Annotated in this window: 17 protein-coding genes; 9 read left to right on the top strand and 8 right to left on the bottom strand. The window is 50.1% G+C overall.

The window, feature by feature from the left end; all coding sequences use genetic code 11:
• Positions 1-8: 8 nt before the first annotated feature.
• Positions 9-1,481: a glucose-6-phosphate dehydrogenase gene (zwf, locus tag CX650_RS04460; RefSeq protein ID WP_025010246.1), complete on the bottom strand. Its 1,473-nt coding sequence runs from the start codon at positions 1,479-1,481 to the stop codon at positions 9-11.
• A gap of 315 nt (positions 1,482-1,796) precedes the next feature.
• On the opposite strand from zwf, the gene CX650_RS04455 reads away from it, so the two are divergent.
• Positions 1,797-2,651, top strand: coding sequence for a MurR/RpiR family transcriptional regulator (locus CX650_RS04455; RefSeq protein WP_028781506.1), 855 nt, complete (start codon positions 1,797-1,799; stop codon positions 2,649-2,651).
• Between the two features lie 186 nt (positions 2,652-2,837).
• Entirely contained in the window at positions 2,838-4,277 is a 1,440-nt protein-coding gene (gene pyk / locus CX650_RS04450) for a pyruvate kinase (RefSeq protein ID WP_101095120.1), read from the top strand.
• Positions 4,278-4,452: 175 nt separating this feature from the next.
• Here the strand turns inward: pyk and CX650_RS04445 are convergent, their stop codons facing one another.
• From CX650_RS04445 to smrA, 3 genes are all read right to left on the bottom strand, one after another.
• On the bottom strand, positions 4,453-6,729 hold the full coding sequence (locus CX650_RS04445; RefSeq protein WP_039035460.1) for an acyl-CoA dehydrogenase: 2,277 nt from the start codon (positions 6,727-6,729) through the stop codon (positions 4,453-4,455).
• 10 nt (positions 6,730-6,739) lie between these two features.
• Positions 6,740-7,387 carry a TetR family transcriptional repressor PsrA gene (psrA, locus tag CX650_RS04440; RefSeq protein WP_039035461.1) on the bottom strand — a complete coding sequence of 216 codons (648 nt, stop codon included), beginning with the start codon at positions 7,385-7,387 and terminating at the stop codon, positions 6,740-6,742.
• A 111-nt stretch (positions 7,388-7,498) separates the two neighbouring features.
• Positions 7,499-8,089: a DNA endonuclease SmrA gene (gene smrA, locus CX650_RS04435; protein ID WP_039035462.1), complete on the bottom strand. Its 591-nt coding sequence runs from the start codon at positions 8,087-8,089 to the stop codon at positions 7,499-7,501.
• A gap of 115 nt (positions 8,090-8,204) precedes the next feature.
• Here smrA and CX650_RS04430 point away from each other — a divergent pair, with 115 nt between their 5' ends.
• Positions 8,205-8,807, top strand: coding sequence for a YybH family protein (locus CX650_RS04430; protein ID WP_039035463.1), 603 nt, complete (start codon positions 8,205-8,207; stop codon positions 8,805-8,807).
• 129 nt (positions 8,808-8,936) lie between these two features.
• Positions 8,937-9,614, top strand: a complete 678-nt coding sequence (locus CX650_RS04425; protein WP_101095119.1) for a hypothetical protein — start codon at positions 8,937-8,939, stop codon at positions 9,612-9,614.
• A gap of 386 nt (positions 9,615-10,000) precedes the next feature.
• On the opposite strand, the gene CX650_RS04420 is transcribed toward CX650_RS04425, so the two are convergent.
• The 3 genes from CX650_RS04420 to CX650_RS04410 form a co-directional block, all read right to left on the bottom strand.
• Complete coding sequence (locus CX650_RS04420) at positions 10,001-10,210, bottom strand: cold-shock protein (protein WP_025009607.1); 210 nt, start codon at positions 10,208-10,210, stop codon at positions 10,001-10,003.
• 253 nt (positions 10,211-10,463) lie between these two features.
• Complete coding sequence (gene rlmA / locus CX650_RS04415; RefSeq protein WP_101095118.1) at positions 10,464-11,267, bottom strand: 23S rRNA (guanine(745)-N(1))-methyltransferase; 804 nt, start codon at positions 11,265-11,267, stop codon at positions 10,464-10,466.
• A gap of 42 nt (positions 11,268-11,309) precedes the next feature.
• Positions 11,310-12,110: a hypothetical protein gene (locus tag CX650_RS04410; RefSeq protein ID WP_039035466.1), complete on the bottom strand. Its 801-nt coding sequence runs from the start codon at positions 12,108-12,110 to the stop codon at positions 11,310-11,312.
• Between the two features lie 183 nt (positions 12,111-12,293).
• On the opposite strand from CX650_RS04410, the gene CX650_RS20610 reads away from it, so the two are divergent.
• The 5 genes from CX650_RS20610 to CX650_RS04390 all read left to right on the top strand — a co-directional run bounded on the left by CX650_RS20610 (position 12,294) and on the right by CX650_RS04390 (position 16,039).
• A complete protein-coding gene (locus CX650_RS20610; RefSeq protein WP_420876319.1) occupies positions 12,294-12,698 on the top strand; it encodes an exonuclease domain-containing protein in 405 nt (134 codons plus the stop codon).
• Positions 12,580-13,809, top strand: coding sequence for an exodeoxyribonuclease I (gene sbcB, locus CX650_RS04405; RefSeq protein ID WP_420876320.1), 1,230 nt, complete (start codon positions 12,580-12,582; stop codon positions 13,807-13,809). Before CX650_RS20610 ends, sbcB begins: the two co-directional genes overlap by 119 nt.
• Before the next feature lie 89 nt (positions 13,810-13,898).
• Positions 13,899-14,795 carry a cytidine deaminase gene (gene cdd / locus CX650_RS04400; RefSeq protein WP_101095116.1) on the top strand — a complete coding sequence of 299 codons (897 nt, stop codon included), beginning with the start codon at positions 13,899-13,901 and terminating at the stop codon, positions 14,793-14,795.
• 254 nt (positions 14,796-15,049) lie between these two features.
• A complete protein-coding gene (locus CX650_RS04395) occupies positions 15,050-15,406 on the top strand; it encodes a glutathione S-transferase N-terminal domain-containing protein (protein ID WP_101095115.1) in 357 nt (118 codons plus the stop codon).
• Between the two features lie 102 nt (positions 15,407-15,508).
• Positions 15,509-16,039 carry an RDD family protein gene (locus tag CX650_RS04390; protein ID WP_082014346.1) on the top strand — a complete coding sequence of 177 codons (531 nt, stop codon included), beginning with the start codon at positions 15,509-15,511 and terminating at the stop codon, positions 16,037-16,039.
• Between the two features lie 37 nt (positions 16,040-16,076).
• Here CX650_RS04390 and CX650_RS04385 read toward each other — a convergent pair whose 3' ends face one another.
• The gene (locus CX650_RS04385) at positions 16,077-16,772 is read right to left on the bottom strand and encodes an energy-coupling factor ABC transporter permease (RefSeq protein WP_039035470.1); all 696 of its coding nucleotides are present in this window, start codon (positions 16,770-16,772) and stop codon (positions 16,077-16,079) included.
• Positions 16,773-16,858: the final 86 nt, after the last annotated feature.

Raw genomic sequence — 16,858 nt, 5'->3', positions numbered from 1 at the left:
CTGTCTCCTTATTCATCCCAGGAGCGGCCGTCTTTGGTGATCAAGGCCACTGAGGCCACAGGCCCCCAGGTACCGGCAGGATAAGGCTTGGGCTTTTCGTTGCTCATCTCCCAGGATTGAATAATGCCATCTACCCAGGTCCAGGCCTGCTCCACTTCGTCGCGGCGCACAAACAATGCCTGATTACCCAGCATAGCTTCGAGCAACAAACGTTCATAAGCATCGGCGATACGTTCGTTCTTGAAGGTGTCTGAGAAGCTCAAATCCAGCTTGGTGGTTTGCAATCGCTGTTTCTGCTCAAGCCCGGGCACCTTGTTCATCATCTGGATCTCCACCCCTTCATGTGGTTGCAGACGAATGGTCAGCTTATTGGGAGGCAGGTTACGATGGCTTGAACGATACAGGTTATGGGGTGGATTCTTGAAATAGATGACAATTTCAGAACTCTTGAACGGCATACGTTTACCGCTGCGCAGATAGAAAGGCACCCCGGCCCAGCGCCAGTTGTCAATATCGACACGCAAGGCGACAAAGGTCTCTGTGTTGGAATCCACGTTGGCACCCTCTTCCTCCAGGTAACCGGGAACCGGCGATCCTTTGAGGAATCCGGCCGAATACTGGCCGCGCACAGTGTTTTCAAATACATTGTCCTGATTGATGGGACGCAGCGACTTGAGCACCTTCACCTTCTCATCGCGAATGCTATCGGCATCCAGGTTCACAGGGGGGTCCATGGCAATCAAGGTCAACACCTGCAACAGGTGGTTCTGGATCATGTCTCGCATCTGGCCGGCTTTGTCGAAATAGCCCCAGCGCCCTTCAATGCCCACCTCTTCGGCCACTGTGATCTGTACATGATCTATGGTGCGGTTATCCCACTTGGAGGCAAACAGTGAATTGGCAAAACGCAAAGCAATCAGGTTCTGTACTGTTTCTTTACCCAGATAATGGTCAATACGATAGACCTGACTCTCACTGAAGTAGGCAGAAACCTGATCGTTAATCACTCTTGATGACTGCAGATCTGAGCCTATGGGCTTTTCCAGCACCACTCGGGTATCGGGATGGATCAGTTGTTGTTCATGCAGGCAACGGCAGATATCACCGAAGATGGCTGGAGGAGTAGCAAAATAGTTGACCATCACCCGCTTGGCAGGCTCGAGCAATTGGTGGAAGGCTTTGTATCCTTCAGATTCGGTAAAATTGGTGCCGACATAATGGCAACGTTCGAGGAAGCGGGAAAGCGTGGTGTCACACAGTGGTTCTTTAACAAAGGTGCTCAGGGCTGTTTTAACCAGTTCGCGAAAATCTTCGGCAGAGAATTCGTCTTTGGCAACACCTATGACCTTAGTGTCCCGATTGAGCAGGCCAGCCTTATCCAGTTGGTAGAGCGAAGGCAACAATTTGCGCCTTGCCAAGTCGCCCTTGGTACCAAAGAGTACAAAATCACAAGCTTTGGCCTCTGATGTTGTTTTGCCCATTGCTTAATGCTCTCCTTTTGTCGGTGGTGGTTCCGCTATGCGATGAAGAATTCCACACTTTTGTTGTAATATAACAACAGCATTTATTAAATGCATCTATAATTTGCAAATAAAGCCATGAGGCCAGTCTAGGCAGGTTTGGCAATAATCTGGTATGCTTTTCTTGCTTAAAACCTTCTTATCTCGGAAGTTAGCCTGTTTTCATTCCGGTATATACAGGACTTACGTCAAGATTGGTTTGCACCCTACTTTGTAGTGCTCATGCCTCAAAGAAATAATAAAATTACATAATTTCAACCCAGCGGACGTACGCGTATGAATACCCTAGAAAAGGTTCAAAAAAACCTCCCCCATTTCAGCAAGTCAGAACGCAAAGTAGCCGAAGTTATCCTGGCATCTCCCCAGACAGCTATTCACTCAAGCATAGCAACTCTGGCCAAGATGGCGGATGTCAGCGAGCCTACAGTCAACCGCTTCTGTCGTCGTTTGGATACCAAAGGTTTCCCGGATTTTAAATTACATCTGGCCCAAAGTCTCGCGAATGGTACCCCTTACGTCAGTCGTCACGTTGAGGAAGATGATACACCCGAGTCTTACACCACCAAGATCTTCGAATCTTCCATGGCTTCTTTGGATACAGCACGCCAGAGCATAGATACCACGGCTATCAACAAGGCGGTAGACATACTGACTCAAGCGAAAAAGATCTCTTTCTTCGGTCTTGGCGCCTCGGCCTCAGTAGCACACGATGCCCAGAACAAGTTCTTCCGCTTTAATGTACCGGTTTTATGTTTCGATGATGTGTTGATGCAACGCATGAGCTGTATCAATAGTGATGAAGGCGATGTAGTGGTGCTGATTTCCCACACAGGCCGCACCAAGTCTTTGATCGATATAGCAAGATTGGCCAGAGAAAACGGCGCAGCCGTGATTGGTATTACCGCGCGTCACTCGCCGCTGTCGCAGGAATGTACCCTGCCGGTTACCATGGAAGTGCCTGAAGACACTGATATGTACCTGCCTATGGCCTCTCGTTTGGCCCAGTTGGTGATTATTGATGTGCTGGCGACCGGATTTACCTTGCGCCGAGGGCCACGCTTCAGAGAGAGTCTAAAGCGGGTAAAAGAGGTATTGAAAGAATCCCGCATCGATAAGAGCGAGCCACTGTAATCCCCTTTCCCGTAAGCACCTGGGCAGTTACCAAAATTGGCAACTGCCCAAGCCCCGCCTAAAATTAGCCGTAACTCACAAAAATAAAACTTTGAGTTAGATCATTTTGTCTGTAAGTTTCCTACATATTGAGCCGATGTCTGTTAATATAGCGTAAGATTTTTTAAAACTTAAACGGAGTATATTATGTTCCGCAGAACCAAGATCGTTACCACGCTGGGCCCCGCCACAGATCGTGATGATAACCTGCGTCGTATCATAGCAGCAGGTGCCAACGTTGTTCGCCTCAACTTCTCCCACGGTTCCCCCGAAGATCACCTAAAACGCGCCAGCCAAGCCCGCAGCATTGCGAAAGAGCTTGGTGTACACGTTGCCATCCTCGGCGATCTCCAGGGGCCGAAAATCCGTGTTTCCACCTTCAAGGACAATAAGAAAGTCCAACTTAAGCTCGGCCAACCATTCATTCTGGATGCCGAGCTGGGTAAAGGCGAAGGCGACGAAACTCAAGTAGGTATCGATTACAAGGAACTGCCGGACGATGTGGTTGTCGGTGATATCCTGATGCTGGACGATGGCCGGGTACAACTGAAAGTCGAAAAGGTAGAAGGCCGTAAGGTACATACCAGCGTGACAGTTGCTGGCCCCCTATCCAACAACAAGGGGATCAACAAGAAAGGCGGAGGCCTGTCTGCCGCTGCGCTGACAGATAAAGACAAGCAGGACATTGTCACAGCGGCACAAATTCAGGTCGACTACCTGGCGGTATCCTTCCCTCGTAGCGGCGCCGATCTTAACTATGCCCGCGAACTGGCGCAAAAGGCCGGCAGCAATGCCCTGATAGTATCCAAGGTAGAGCGCGCCGAAGCCGTAGCTTCCAATGAAGCGATGGACGATGTAATCCTCGCCTCCGATGCCGTCATGGTAGCCCGCGGTGACCTGGGAGTAGAAATCGGCGATCCGGCTCTGGTTGCCGTACAGAAAAAGCTGATCAGCCGCTCGCGTCAACTCAATAAGGTAGTGATCACCGCGACCCAGATGATGGAGTCTATGATCAGCAGCCCTATGCCGACCCGCGCCGAAGTCATGGACGTGGCTAACGCCGTACTCGACGGTACAGACGCAGTGATGCTCTCGGCCGAGACCGCTGCCGGGGATTATCCGGAAGAAACGGTTCAGGCCATGGCCAGAGTTTGTCTTGGCGCCGAAGCGCATCCCAGTGTGCGGGTATCCAAGCACCGCCTGGATGAAAGCTTCAGCTCCATAGAAGAAACCATAGCGCTGTCTACCATGTATGCCGCCAACCATTTGCAAGGTGTTAAGGCGATTATCGCCCTGACCGAATCCGGCGCAACGCCCAAGTTGATGTCACGGATAAGCTCAGCGCTGCCTATCTTCGCCCTCGCCCGTCATCAACCCACTTTGGCCAAGATGGCACTCTATCGGGGTGTCTATCCTGTAGAGTTTGACTCCACCGTTTATGCCGCCGATGAGCTGGCGAAAAAGGCCCTAGAAAGCCTCAAGGCCAAGGGATACCTGGAGAGTGGTGACATGGTACTCATGACCAAGGGTGATGCCATGGAAACCGTAGGCGGCACCAACACCTGCAAGGTGCTGATCGTCGCCTAATGGCTTGCCAATGACGCTAAGCTGATAACAAAACAGAAAAGGTACGCCGAGGCGTACCTTTTTAATTTCTGCTGCTTTCGTTGCTGTTTCAGGCTTGGTGATTTTGTTTACATCAGAGCTAAGCCTACCCGGGACAGGCTTACCAAACTGAAATTCACATACCAATCAATCTCAATTAAAGAGTTTCAAAATCATCGACATTGATTGCCGCCAAGCGCAGCTTATCGGCCTCAAGCAACTGCTCATACTCGGCTTTACTGATAACCTCAGCATCCAATGCCGCCTGATACAGAGATAAAGGTGCCAGTTTGGCAGGCAAACGGCCATCCTTTTGCGCCTTTCTCAGTTTGCTGTGCAGTTCACGGCACTGATATTGAGCCTTGAATGCCGCTTCCACCTCGGCAATACCACTGGTGTCGCCGTCAAATTCAGGACAGAGGAAGGTCAGCCTGTCGCGGGCCGGACCCGGTTTAAGCATGCTCTTGACCAGTTCAATGGACTGGCTGTCTTTCGGGCCGTTGAAGTGATTCCCCAGCGGGAATACCAGCACACGCATGACCCAGGCAACCGGACGATTGGGGAAGTTGGCTATCGCCTGCTCAAGCGCCTTGGCAGCCAGTTGCAATCGGGTATCCATCACATGTTTGACTATCGGTAGATCGTCAAACTGGCGGCCATTGTCTTCAAACAGTTTCAATGTGGCCGAGCCCAGATACAGTTGACTGAGCACATCACCGAGTCTGGCCGAAATCATCTCCTTGCGCTTGAGATCGCCGCCCAAAATAAGCATCGACAAGTCGGTCACCAGCGCCAGCGCCTTGGACAGACGGGCCATCTGCTTGTAATAGTCGCGGGTATCGCCACTCACGGGTGAGCGCTCAAAATAGCTACGGCTGAGGGCGTTGCCCAAAGAGCCAAAGGCGTTACGCAGCGCATAACCTATGTGGCCCATTAACAAAGAGTCGAAACGCTCCAGCGCTTCACTGTTGTCTTCCATGCCGGCAGCTTCCATCTCGGCCAGCACATAAGGATGACAGCGGGTCGCGCCCTGACCGAAGATCATCAAACTACGGGTCAGGATGTTGGCCCCTTCCACTGTGATGGAGATGGGGTTGGCCATATAACCATGAGCAAGATAGTTTTTTGGCCCCATCTGAATACCCTTGCCGGACTGAATATCCATGGCATCGTTCATCACCTGACGGCCAAGCTCTGTCATGTGATATTTGGCAATCGCGGTAACCACAGATGGTTTAACCTTGAGATCTATGCCTGTGGTTGTCAGACGACGGGCCGCTTCCAGCTGATAGGTGTTGGCAATGATCCTTGCCAACGCTTCCTGAACCCCTTCAAACTGACCTATGGCCATGCCGAACTGTTTACGCACGTAGCTGTAAGCGGTTGTCGTCTTGGTCGCCATATGCCCGGACGCCGTCGCCAGCGCCGGCAGTGAAATACCACGTCCTGCAGAGAGGCACTCCACCAGCATACGCCAGCCACGACCTGCGTATTGCGGGCCACCTATGATCCAATCCAGCGGAATAAACACCTCGTCCCCTTGAGTGGTACCATTCATAAAGGCCATATTAAGCGGATTGTGACGGCGACCAATTTTCACGCCGGGATGATCGGTTGGGATCAGGGCGCAGGTAATCCCCAAGTTCACCTTGTCCCCCAACAGCCCGTCTGGGTCGCGCATCTGAAATGCCAGTCCCAGCACTGTAGCCACAGGTGCCAGAGTGATGTAACGCTTGTTCCAGCTAAGCTTAAGCCCCAGAGTTTCCTCGCCCTGGAACTCACCGCGGCAGACTATCCCTTCATCGGGAATAGCACCGGCATCTGAGCCGGCTTCGGGGCCGGTCAGGGCAAAACAAGGGATCTCTTCCCCTTTGGCTAAAGCCGGCAACCAATGCTCTTTCTGCTCCTTGGTACCATAATGAGTCAGCAACTCACCCGGACCGAGTGAGTTGGGCACCATCACAGTCACGGCGGCGCTGACACTGCGGCTCGCCAACTTACTGACTATGGTGGAGTTGGCATAGGCTGAAAACTCACGGCCACCGTATTTTTTCGGGATGATCAGCGCGAAGAAGCCTTCTTTCTTGAAGTACTCCCACAGCTCAGGCGGTAAGTCCTTGCGGTTGTTGACTATGTCATAGTCATCGATCATTTTTAGCGCCGTCATCACCTGATGGTCGATAAAGTCTTTCTCATCGGCGCTCAGCGCCGGTTTACCATAGGCGTGCAGACTTTCCCAGTTGGGTTTACCACGAAACAGCTCGGCTTCCCACCAGACATCACCGGCCTCCATCGCTTCACGCTCTGTATCCGAAAGTGGTGGTAACACCTTGCGAAAGAAGGCCAATATCGGCCGGGTCACAAACTGCAAGCGTATATTGCGCACAAAGAACAGTGCTATCAGGGCAACTATTATTAAGAGGATAATACTCATAACCAGACCTTTATTCTGCTTGAGAAACCAGCGGCACAGCCACACCGGCGGCCATGTAAGGGATCACCTTGCGGATCACTGCCTCAATATCATTATGTTCACCGAAGTCGGCTTCGGCGATTTCATTGAGCGCATCGGCCGAGGCCATGGTGAAAACTATAGTTCCCAGGGTAAAGTGCAAGCGCCAGAACATCTCTGCCGGTGGAATGTGCGGTGCACTGCCGGAGACCGCCTGAACAAACTGATCCAGATGCTTGCCATAGTGGGTGGTAATAAACCAGCGCAAGTGCCCCTGGCTTTCGATGTAGCCACGGCCAAGCAGTTGCAGGAAGATACTGGTTCCTTCGTTGCGAACTTTGTTAAGTTCAAGCAGCGGCCCCACCAGAGAGGAGAAAATGGCATCCAAAGAAGCCTGTTTATCCTGGCTGATAAGCTCATTGATGGCGTTTGACGCCGATGGCATAAACACGTCCAGATAACGTGCCAAAACCGCCCGAATAAGCTCTTTTTTGGAACCAAAATGGTAGTTTACAGATGCAAGATTCACTTCTGCTTTGCTGGTGATAAGCCTGAGGGAGGTTTCCGAAAACCCCCGCTCGGCAAACAGCTTCTCCGCAGCATCGAGAATTCTTGTCTTGGTATCAGATCGACTTGCCATTCCGTGACCTTAGTTAATTTAAAACACTCGTTTAAATTAAACACTGGTTACACTTATGTCAAACGAAATCTCGGCTACGGTCAAGGCAGATAATCTGCCGTCCCAAACAGCTCAGCGAAAGCCCGCTCCTTTATGGTTGGTCTCGCGGGATTCAATCCGTTTGGCATCTGATTTAGGCAACATCACATAGAGGGCGCCATAGCCGCCATGTTCGCGCTGGGCGCTGTGAAAGGCCTGCACTTCATCCATCTGCGACAACCAGAAGTTGACGCAAGATTTAATAAGCCCAGGAAACGGCTTGCGATTCTGTCCTTTGCCGTGGATCACCAGCACGCAGCGATGGCCTAAAACCACCTGAGATTGAATGAAACCGAGCAAATAATCTCTGGCTTGGCGCACCGACATGGCGTGAACATCCAGCTCGGCGGCTATCTTGTATTTACCGAGACGTAAATTCTTGAATACCGCCTCCTGGATCCCCTGCTGCTTGTAGCTGAGCATATCATCGGGTTTCACTCTGGGGATCAGTGCTAAATCCAAGGTCAGGCGCTGCAGATACTCATGGGCCTCGGCGGCGGCTTTGCGTGCCTGTTTTGACTCGCTGGAAAGAGGTTTCGCTCTGGTCAGGGCCTGCTGTTGCTGTTTGAGCGGCACCACATCGGCCATTTCTTGCATAAAAAGTGTCAGATCATCTGCTTTCATGATGCGACTCCTCCAACTTATGACGAGGTTTACACACTTTGTAAAGAAATCAATCTTCTGTTACCAAAGGGCTTCTATTATAGTGAGGTCAGATGAGCCTGCTTAGATGATTTTAATGAAATTCTTAACCTTATTGCTCGTTTGCCTGATTTCTGTGCTTCAGCCCCTCAAGGCTACCGAATTGCAGGATAAAGACCAAGCAGCCCTTAATCGTGTCTATGTCATGTTCAACCGGGCATTTAATGAACTTAACTCCGCCCCTTTGGAAAACATATACGCAGAGGATGCCACTTATATTCCTGAACAGCAAAGCCTTGCCATAGTTCAGGGACGTGAAAACGTACTCAAACTGTATCAAAAGTTCTTTGACCGCATCCGCCATAAACAAGCCAGAATAGATGTGGATTTTCGGGTCGTTCAGCGTCAGGCACACGGCAAGAGCGCCACCGACATAGGCTATTATCTGGTGCGTTTTCACCCGCCGAAAGACACAGAAGAACCCATGAGCGAGTTTGCCGGTAAAATCGTTATCGTCAGCCACAAAGATAAAAAAGGTAACTGGTTAGTGGATGTTGATACCAGCAACCGCGCCGAGCCGGAGCATTATTTCAACGCCAAACCCCAACCTAACCTGTATTATGGCGAGCAATTTGCCCCTGCCCCCCCTGCCAGCGATCTCCCATCCAGTGTTGAAATTGAAATCGTTCATGCCAAGTAATTAGCGGTACTTGAGAGTGCGCCCTGCAAATAGAAGGGCGCTATCGTTTTTGCTGCAATAACAATGACGGGTTACTTTATTCACTTATCTTGCTGAAGTTCACGACAAGTAAAAGGAATTATGAGTCAGATGACACCATTCAAACTGAATGATTGCAAATGGTTCGATAGCACCTTTACCGGCAAATACGCTAATCTGGATTTAGGGAGCGAAATCACTTTACCCATCTCTTTAAGCTTTTTCAGCCTGCCCTGGAGAAAAGAGCTGCCGCTGCTTTTGAGCCTAGTTCCCGTTATTGCGCTAGCCACTCTGGTGGCGCCGTTTATAGGAAAGGTTCAGTTGCTGCTTCCTGCCTGCAGCGTCATCTGGTTTTTGATATATATCCAGGTACGTAAAGGCCGGATACTGACTCAGTTAGGCGTGAAAAGCAGTGCCAAAGACGAGCGACAGATAAGGATAAACCAAACCCATATTTTTCTGCCTCAATATCTCACAGGAGCAACGACCGCTGTTGCCAAAGAAGATATCGCGAGTATGGTGTTCCACTGGGTAGGCTATCATAACAATCATCAGATTGAGCGAAAACGAGCTCACGCTGTGACAGTTAAGCTGAAGAATGGCCGTGAGTACCGTCTCTCGGGTATGGCATATCCTTTAAGAAGCCTGCTTTACCTTACTATCTTCTTTGGCTACCCAGTAACACTGCTCCAAGTTTCCCCTCAAGCGGAACGCCTTATCCATTTTGCCACCTTACTCGCAATCAGTGTACTCACACTCAATGCTGTCATGCTTTTTGTCATCAGTTGAGTGAAGTCAGGCACAGTGAACCAACGCCTTTTTAAAGTAATGATGCCCCATAAACTACTCAAAGCAGGTCTGATGCCTGGCTTTATCAAAACCATCAGTAACAAGTTATCGTCTGTGTCGACAACGGATCCTGCCTCTGCGTAAATCTTGACACAAGAGTCACCTAAGAGCTGAGTATCAAAGGCTTACAGCAATATAAGAATAGCGAAAACGACGACGTCCCACAAAAATCATGCGGTTAACAATTCAGTGAAAGATACAAAGGAAAGTGTAAAGTTGAAGCGATTGCCTGCGGATATAAAAAAACCGCGCTTTCCTTACACTTCCTTAGGAGTGTAGGCTCGCGCGGTTTATTACTGTATCGCTCGGGTTACCCCGAAAAGCGATTAGCCGATAACAGAAACGTTTTCAGCTTGAGGACCTTTCTGGCCCTGAGTAACAGTGAAGGATACTTTCTGACCTTCGTCCAGAGTCTTGAAGCCGTCAGAGTTGATGGCGCGGAAGTGTACAAACACGTCTGGACCAGACTCTTGCTCGATGAAACCGAAACCTTTGTCAGAGTTGAACCACTTAACTACACCAGTTACTTGTGACATGATATAAATCCTGTAAATAAAACTATCTTTTAAGCCTTAACGGCGGTGGAGCTGAAAATGCCGGTATTACTTATGTTTACAGGACGAACTGGTCGTATTGAAGACATAAAAATAAGCCCAACTTTCAAGCTATGAAGACTATAAATCATTCTGGAGATAAGTCAACAAACTTAATTAACCCTTCTTAGTTTTTTTTACTTAAATTTCGAGTATTTGCCGTAACAAGTTGAAACCTATCTTATAGTTCTAGCTCTTATGTATTACGTTGGTAAATTTGAATGTGAAAATCCAGCTCACAACGTAATCCCTCAGCCTGCAGCTGCTGTTTCTGTTCGGCGTTGAGCTTCCAGGCATAGGGAGTCATTTCCAGAAAGTCATTGCAAAGCTGTCCGGCTGGCAGAACCAGCGGCCACTGCAGTCTCTCATCATGCAACAAACTAAAACCCGGTAGCGCTGCCTTGGTAAGCTCATGCTCTCTTGGCTCACTATAGATGATCTCTTTTAACTGAAAGTGATGTCTTGGGCCGGGGGATACACAGATGAAAATGCCACCGGGCTTACACACCCGTGCCAATTCCTGCACTTTTGATGGTGCATAGATACGCAACATAAGATCAAAGGCTGCATCGGCAAAAGGCATGTCGTAGGCGCTGGCTACACAAAAGTGCATCTGTGGATGTGCCTTGGCGGCGTAGCGAATAGCCGTTCTGGAAATATCCAAACCATAGAGCTCGCCACCAACAGCCTGTTGCAAACGTTGGCTGTAGTAGCCCTCACCGCAACCCAGATCCAAAATGGAGGGTTGTGTCTTGCCATATTCCAGCGCCAATTCGTTGACCCTGCTGCTGAGAGCCTGATAATAGCCGGCATTTAAAAAACTACGCCTGGCCTGCATCATCTGCTTGTTGTCACCGGGATCGCGGGAGTTTTTCTTCTGCACCGGCAACAGGTTGATATAACCTTCTTTGGCTTGATCAAAGCTGTGGTTTTGGCTACAACGCCATTGTTTTCCGTCCTGTAGCAACTCGCTGCGGCACAGGGGACAAATATAAGTCATGCATTACTTCCATCAGAATCGGGCTTTGCAGCCCAAGTGATTTTACTCTTCGTCGGTCAACTGTCTGACCATGGCATTGAGCTCAGGTGATGACAGCAGCTCATAACACTCCAGCATACGCCTGAGTTTTTCTTCTGCGATATCTTGGTTGGCACTCAGGCGGTAACTTGGGCGTTCAAGTGACTGATTATAACATCGCAGCAGCCATTGGCGCTTCTGCACCAGGCCAGTAAGCAGGTGCCACACTTCATTGAGCAGGCCTTCGGGTAACTCAGTTCCCTGCGCTTGCTGGTAACATTCCAGCCGCTTCCTCGCCCGGGTGACTTCATTGAGCTGCAACGCCAGTTTTTCACTGCTGGCCTGATAATCTTGAGGTTCAGCCAAAGCTGCCTTGGCGAGAATGATCTCTCTTGGCTCCTGGGACAAACGTAAATCTTGTTCCAAAGGCAGTAGTTCGAATCTACTGGTTTGCAACGAACAGAGAAATGTCTGCCCAGGCCATAAATCGAGATTCACGCCTTGCCTCAGGGCAGCGATGCAACTTGAAGTACTGGTCCCAACTTCAAAGTAGAGTCTAAAGCCCTGACCTGCCGAGCGCGACACTCCATCCTTCCTGACTGCTTTCAAAGGTAGCAACTCTTGGGTCAGGAATGGCTGCAGCCTCAAAACAAACTGTCCCTGCGAAACCTTGTCTTCTCCTTCAAGCATTACCCACTCGAGCAGTGGCGAGCGCAGCGCCTCCGACAACACAAAATCGCTGACACTATCAGGTAAGCTGAGGCACAACCTGGTCGGCATAGAAAGATTGACTATAGTGGGCGAACTGAAAAACTGACTATGCATCTGCATCCCTTCGGGTAATCCGAACCTCTTTGTCGTCCCTGCCGGCAGGCATATATTGTACTCAGAGGCCGTCGATTCACCAAGGGCGGCTTTTAACCGAAATAACTGTGTTATGGCGTAAAATCCCATTTGCGGAAAAAAATGTTAAGATAAGCTTTTGTCTGAAGAGCAAAAGTCATCAGTATGAGTCAAGCCCAACCTCAGCCTTCCATATTCTGGCATGATTATGAAACATTCGGCGCCAATCCGGCGAAAGACAGACCGGCGCAGTTTGCCGGGATACGTACCGATCTGGAGCTGAACATTATTGGCGAGCCCGAGACCTTTTACTGCCAGATAGCCAGCGATTACCTGCCCTCACCCGAGGCGATTCTCATCACAGGGATCACGCCGCAACTGGCCAATGGCAAAGGGCTGCCGGAAACCGAATTTATGGGGCGGATCAATGCCCTGTTCAGNACCCGAGGCGATTCTCATCACAGGGATCACGCCGCAACTGGCCAATGGCAAAGGGCTGCCGGAAACCGAATTTATGGGGCGGATCAATGCCCTGTTCAGCCAAGCCAATACCTGCGTCGCCGGTTATAACTCGCTACGATTTGATGATGAGGTCAGCCGTTATGGTTTTTACCGTAACTTTATCGATCCCTATGCCAGAGAGTGGCAACAAGGCAATTCCCGCTGGGATATTATTGATCTGGTTCGGGCCTGCTATGCCCTGCGCCCGGACGGGATCAACTGGCCAACCAAAGAGGACGGTTCTCCCAGCTTCAAGCTCGAACACCTGACCCAGGCCAACGGACTCGGCCATGAAAAGGCGCATGACGCCATGTCAGATGTTTACGCCACCATAGCCTTGGCCAAACTGATAAAAGAGAAACAACCAAGGCTGTTTGACTACTATTTCAAACTCAGACGCAAGCAGGCAGTTTCCGAACAAATCGATGTACTCAATATGCAACCTTTGGTGCATATCAGCTCCAAGATCCCGGCGACTCAGGGCTGTGCCACTCTCATTGCCCCTGTGGCCCATCATCCCGAGAACAAGAATGCCATTGTCTGCGTTAACCTGCATATGGATATCAGCCCGCTGATTGAACTGGATGTAGACAGCATTCGCGAGCGCCTCTATACGCCAAGAAGCGAATTGGCAGAAGATGAATTACCCATACCGGTCAAACAGGTTCATATCAATAAGTGCCCCTTTATTGCCCCCGCCAAGACACTGACCGATGAAGCCGCCGAGCGGATTGGATTTGACAAGGCCTTTGCCCGCGAACAGTACAAGCGTCTGCGCCAGCATCCGCAGATCCGCACCAAGTTGGCAAGCCTGTTTGATACCCCGAGAGACAACCCGATTACCGATCCGGATCTAATGCTATACAGCGGTGGATTCTTCTCTCCGGCAGATAAAGCCAAGATGGAGATGATCCGCCATACCGCCCCCGATAACCTGGCGGCGCTGGATCTCAGCTTTGACGATTCCAGGCTCAAGGAGATGTTGTTTCGCTACCGCGCCCGCAACTATCCCTCGACACTTACGGACAAAGAAACACTGCGCTGGCATGAGTTCTGTCAGCAAAGGCTTAACGATCCGGATTATGTCATTCGCTTGGAAAACCTGCTGGAAGAAACTGCCGAAAATGAAAGTCACCAGCGACTTCTCAAGGCTCTGGTGCAATACTTACAGGCGCTTTAACGGGATTTTGCGAAGTCAGTCCCGTTTCAACTGTAACTTCCTGACTAAACTGGATAACCATTAGCTTAACATTTAACAAGGAATGGCCAATGCAAGACAGATTTGTAAACAGCCTGAACCAATTGCCCAAGGCACTTGCCGAACAATTGGTGCCACTGCTCAACGATGAGTTCGCCGGTCATCTGGATGCACAGCAGCTGAGTGAGTTAGCCAAAGTGAGCGGCCTTGGTGATGATGAGTTACTACTGGCACTCTTGCCTATTGCTGCGGCAATGGCCAATCCGCCAATCAGTGAATTCTATGTCGGCGCCATCGCCAAAGGCAAAAGCGGTGATATCTATATGGGCGCCAATATCGAGCTGCCGGGCGAGGCTCTGTGCCACTCGGTTCACGCTGAGCAAAGCGCCATCAGCCATGCCTGGCTGAGCGGTGAAAGCCAGATAGTCGATATCATAGTCAACGAGAGTCCCTGCGGTCACTGCCGTCAGTTTATGAATGAGTTGGTGGCCGGGCAAGAGATCCGTATTCACCTACCCAAGCAGCCTGCTGCGCCTTTGAGTCATTACCTGCCCTACGCCTTTGGTCCCAAAGATCTCAATGTCACCAAGCCTTTGCTGAGTAAGCAACAGGTAAACCTGGCGCTTGAGAGCTCCGACCCCATGGTGATTGAAGCGTTGGATCACGCCAGCCTCAGTTATGCTCCATACAGCAAGAGCCATTGTGCCGTAGTACTGGAAACGGCTGATGGCGCCACCTTTTGTGGCCGTTACGCCGAAAACGCCGCCTTTAACCCATCCATGATGCCGATGCAGATGGCACTGTCGACCCTGCTGCGCCATAACCGCAGCTTCAGCGAAATCAAACGGGCCCTGCTACTGGAATCAGCCGATGGCAAGATCTCCCTGGTGGGAGCCAGCATGGACGCCCTGCACGCAGTGGCGCCTGTAGAGCTGGAACATATAGTGGTCAGCCCCGAGCCCAACTGATACTTGGCTCACAATCCCCTGAAAGAACAGTGTTGACTGTTCTTTCGGCTGGGCTGAAAAAGAAACCGAGATTCAACAGCCCCAGAATCAGAAACTGACAACTATTTTTCATCGCTACGCCCTATAACCTCCGTTTTTATCTTCCCCAAGATAAGCTTAAAATCCTCCTCATCCCGACATGCTGAGTCCGAGCTTGAGTTTCGCTGCCACTGAGTTAAACTGCCTGCCGTTTCAAGCTTATATAGAGGATACTTATGTTTGTTATTCGTTGGATCCTGGGACGGATCATTTTGCTGCTCAATTTTGTTTTCTCCCCCAAGAGTGTTAAACGTCAACCCGAACAGCAGGCGGATATCGATGAGCAATGTCGTAACCTTAGCCTGTACCAATATCCGGCCTGCCCTTTTTGTGTCAAGGTAAGACGCGCCATGAAGCGACAGAGCTTGAATATTGCGACTCTGAATGCCAAACAAGAGCCACACAGAAGTGAATTACAAAACCGAGGCGGAACCATGAAAGTTCCTTGTTTGAAAATAGAGCAAGCCGGCGAAGTCACTTGGATGTATGAGTCCAACGACATCATAGCTTATCTTGATCAGCGTTTCGGCTAACAGACCTCGGCCTACCAGCACCAAAGGTAGGCCATGCTTGTTGCAGCTGTTATTCCTGTGTATTGTCTTCAACTAGATAATTGCTAATCAGGGACTGAGAGAATGACAGCTGAACACACCCCGCAGAGTATCGAGCCAGATTTGGCTCATCACCAACAAGCCCCTGACACCACAGCTCCGGCACAGACATCAATTCCAGAATCCAGCTATCCCATTTACGTCGGTTTTTGGGAGCGGCTTGCAGCAACCCTACTGGACTCTCTCATGCTGATGTGCATCACAGTGCCACTGACCCTCTATGTCTACGGCATCGACCCTATAATGACGGGCAATACCTTTATAAAAGGACCACTTGATCTGCTGATCAATTACCTATTGCCTATAGTTCTGGTCATCTTATTTTGGCGTTATAAGTCGGCGACTCCTGGAAAAATGGCGTTAAGAGCCGTCATAGTCGATGCCGAGACTTTACAAAAACCATCAACTGCCAGCTTGATAATACGATACCTGGGTTATATTCCCTCAACTCTATTATTCGGCCTGGGCTATATCTGGGTGGCCTTCGATCCCCGTAAACAAAGCTGGCATGACAAACTGGCGGGTACCCTGGTGATCCGCGCCCCCAAGGATTAGAAACGCTCAATAAGGGGGATTGCAGTACCCACTGCCGCTATCTTTTTTGGCGCCAGAGATAAACCCGGTCCGAGTAATCGTAGAGCCACTCAGGCCGGTAAACCACCAACAGCGTCACTGCCATACCGTTAAGCAAGGCCTCAGGGAACCCCAGCAGCGGAATAAGCAACAGATAATTATCGACCAGATAAGCTGCGCCGTAATCCATATCAAACCATAGATAAACGGCCCATGCCAAGATATGACTCACCACAGAAAGACCTGCGTTGAAAAAACCTGCTACGAAAATAAAGACAAATAAATGCTTGGGTAATTTATGATAGCTCAAGCTGTGTACTGTCAATGCCAGCAACAGTGGCAGACAAACGCCAAACAACATCATGGGCCCCAACACCCAGGGCTGATGATAGACAAACAGGCAAAAGAAACTCACCGGCAGCAGCATCAATATAGACGCCAAACGCCAACCAAACATCAGCATCAGGGTTACCAAGGCCAGAAAATGCACATGAATACCTTCGGTGACGCTGGCATTGAGCAGCCAAAGGCCATTAATAGCCAAGGTGCAAAACAAGGCTCGCCACTGCAAGCTCTTGTCAGCCAACAGTTGCTGCCAGTCCCATTGAGGCCAAATCCAGGCAAACCAACCGATGAGCACAAGCAAATAGAGGATATCAGCCAGATCCGGCTGCCACTGGATTTGCTCCCAAAGATGTTGAAGATACTCGAACATATAATTGACCATCCGGTTATCAAACAAAGGCGGTAAACGACGAAGCTATGCTAACTTATCACGCCGTTAATGCAATTATGCTTATT

Origin of the sequence: Shewanella indica (assembly GCF_002836975.1) — a bacterium.
Lineage (GTDB): Bacteria > Pseudomonadota > Gammaproteobacteria > Enterobacterales > Shewanellaceae > Shewanella > Shewanella indica.
The sequence above is the reverse complement of the archived record's forward strand: the minus strand, read 5'-3'. Positions and strand labels throughout refer to the sequence as shown.

Coding starts and splice junctions, on each gene's coding strand:
- zwf (WP_025010246.1), bottom strand. CDS start 1,481: ATGGGCAAAACAACATCAGAGGCCAAAGCTTGTGATTTTGTACTCTTT.
- CX650_RS04455 (WP_028781506.1), top strand. CDS start 1,797: ATGAATACCCTAGAAAAGGTTCAAAAAAACCTCCCCCATTTCAGCAAG.
- pyk (WP_101095120.1), top strand. CDS start 2,838: ATGTTCCGCAGAACCAAGATCGTTACCACGCTGGGCCCCGCCACAGAT.
- CX650_RS04445 (WP_039035460.1), bottom strand. CDS start 6,729: ATGAGTATTATCCTCTTAATAATAGTTGCCCTGATAGCACTGTTCTTT.
- psrA (WP_039035461.1), bottom strand. CDS start 7,387: ATGGCAAGTCGATCTGATACCAAGACAAGAATTCTCGATGCTGCGGAG.
- smrA (WP_039035462.1), bottom strand. CDS start 8,089: ATGAAAGCAGATGATCTGACACTTTTTATGCAAGAAATGGCCGATGTG.
- CX650_RS04430 (WP_039035463.1), top strand. CDS start 8,205: ATGAAATTCTTAACCTTATTGCTCGTTTGCCTGATTTCTGTGCTTCAG.
- CX650_RS04425 (WP_101095119.1), top strand. CDS start 8,937: ATGACACCATTCAAACTGAATGATTGCAAATGGTTCGATAGCACCTTT.
- CX650_RS04420 (WP_025009607.1), bottom strand. CDS start 10,210: ATGTCACAAGTAACTGGTGTAGTTAAGTGGTTCAACTCTGACAAAGGT.
- rlmA (WP_101095118.1), bottom strand. CDS start 11,267: ATGACTTATATTTGTCCCCTGTGCCGCAGCGAGTTGCTACAGGACGGA.
- CX650_RS04410 (WP_039035466.1), bottom strand. CDS start 12,110: ATGCATAGTCAGTTTTTCAGTTCGCCCACTATAGTCAATCTTTCTATG.
- cdd (WP_101095116.1), top strand. CDS start 13,899: ATGCAAGACAGATTTGTAAACAGCCTGAACCAATTGCCCAAGGCACTT.
- CX650_RS04395 (WP_101095115.1), top strand. CDS start 15,050: ATGTTTGTTATTCGTTGGATCCTGGGACGGATCATTTTGCTGCTCAAT.
- CX650_RS04390 (WP_082014346.1), top strand. CDS start 15,509: ATGACAGCTGAACACACCCCGCAGAGTATCGAGCCAGATTTGGCTCAT.
- CX650_RS04385 (WP_039035470.1), bottom strand. CDS start 16,772: ATGTTCGAGTATCTTCAACATCTTTGGGAGCAAATCCAGTGGCAGCCG.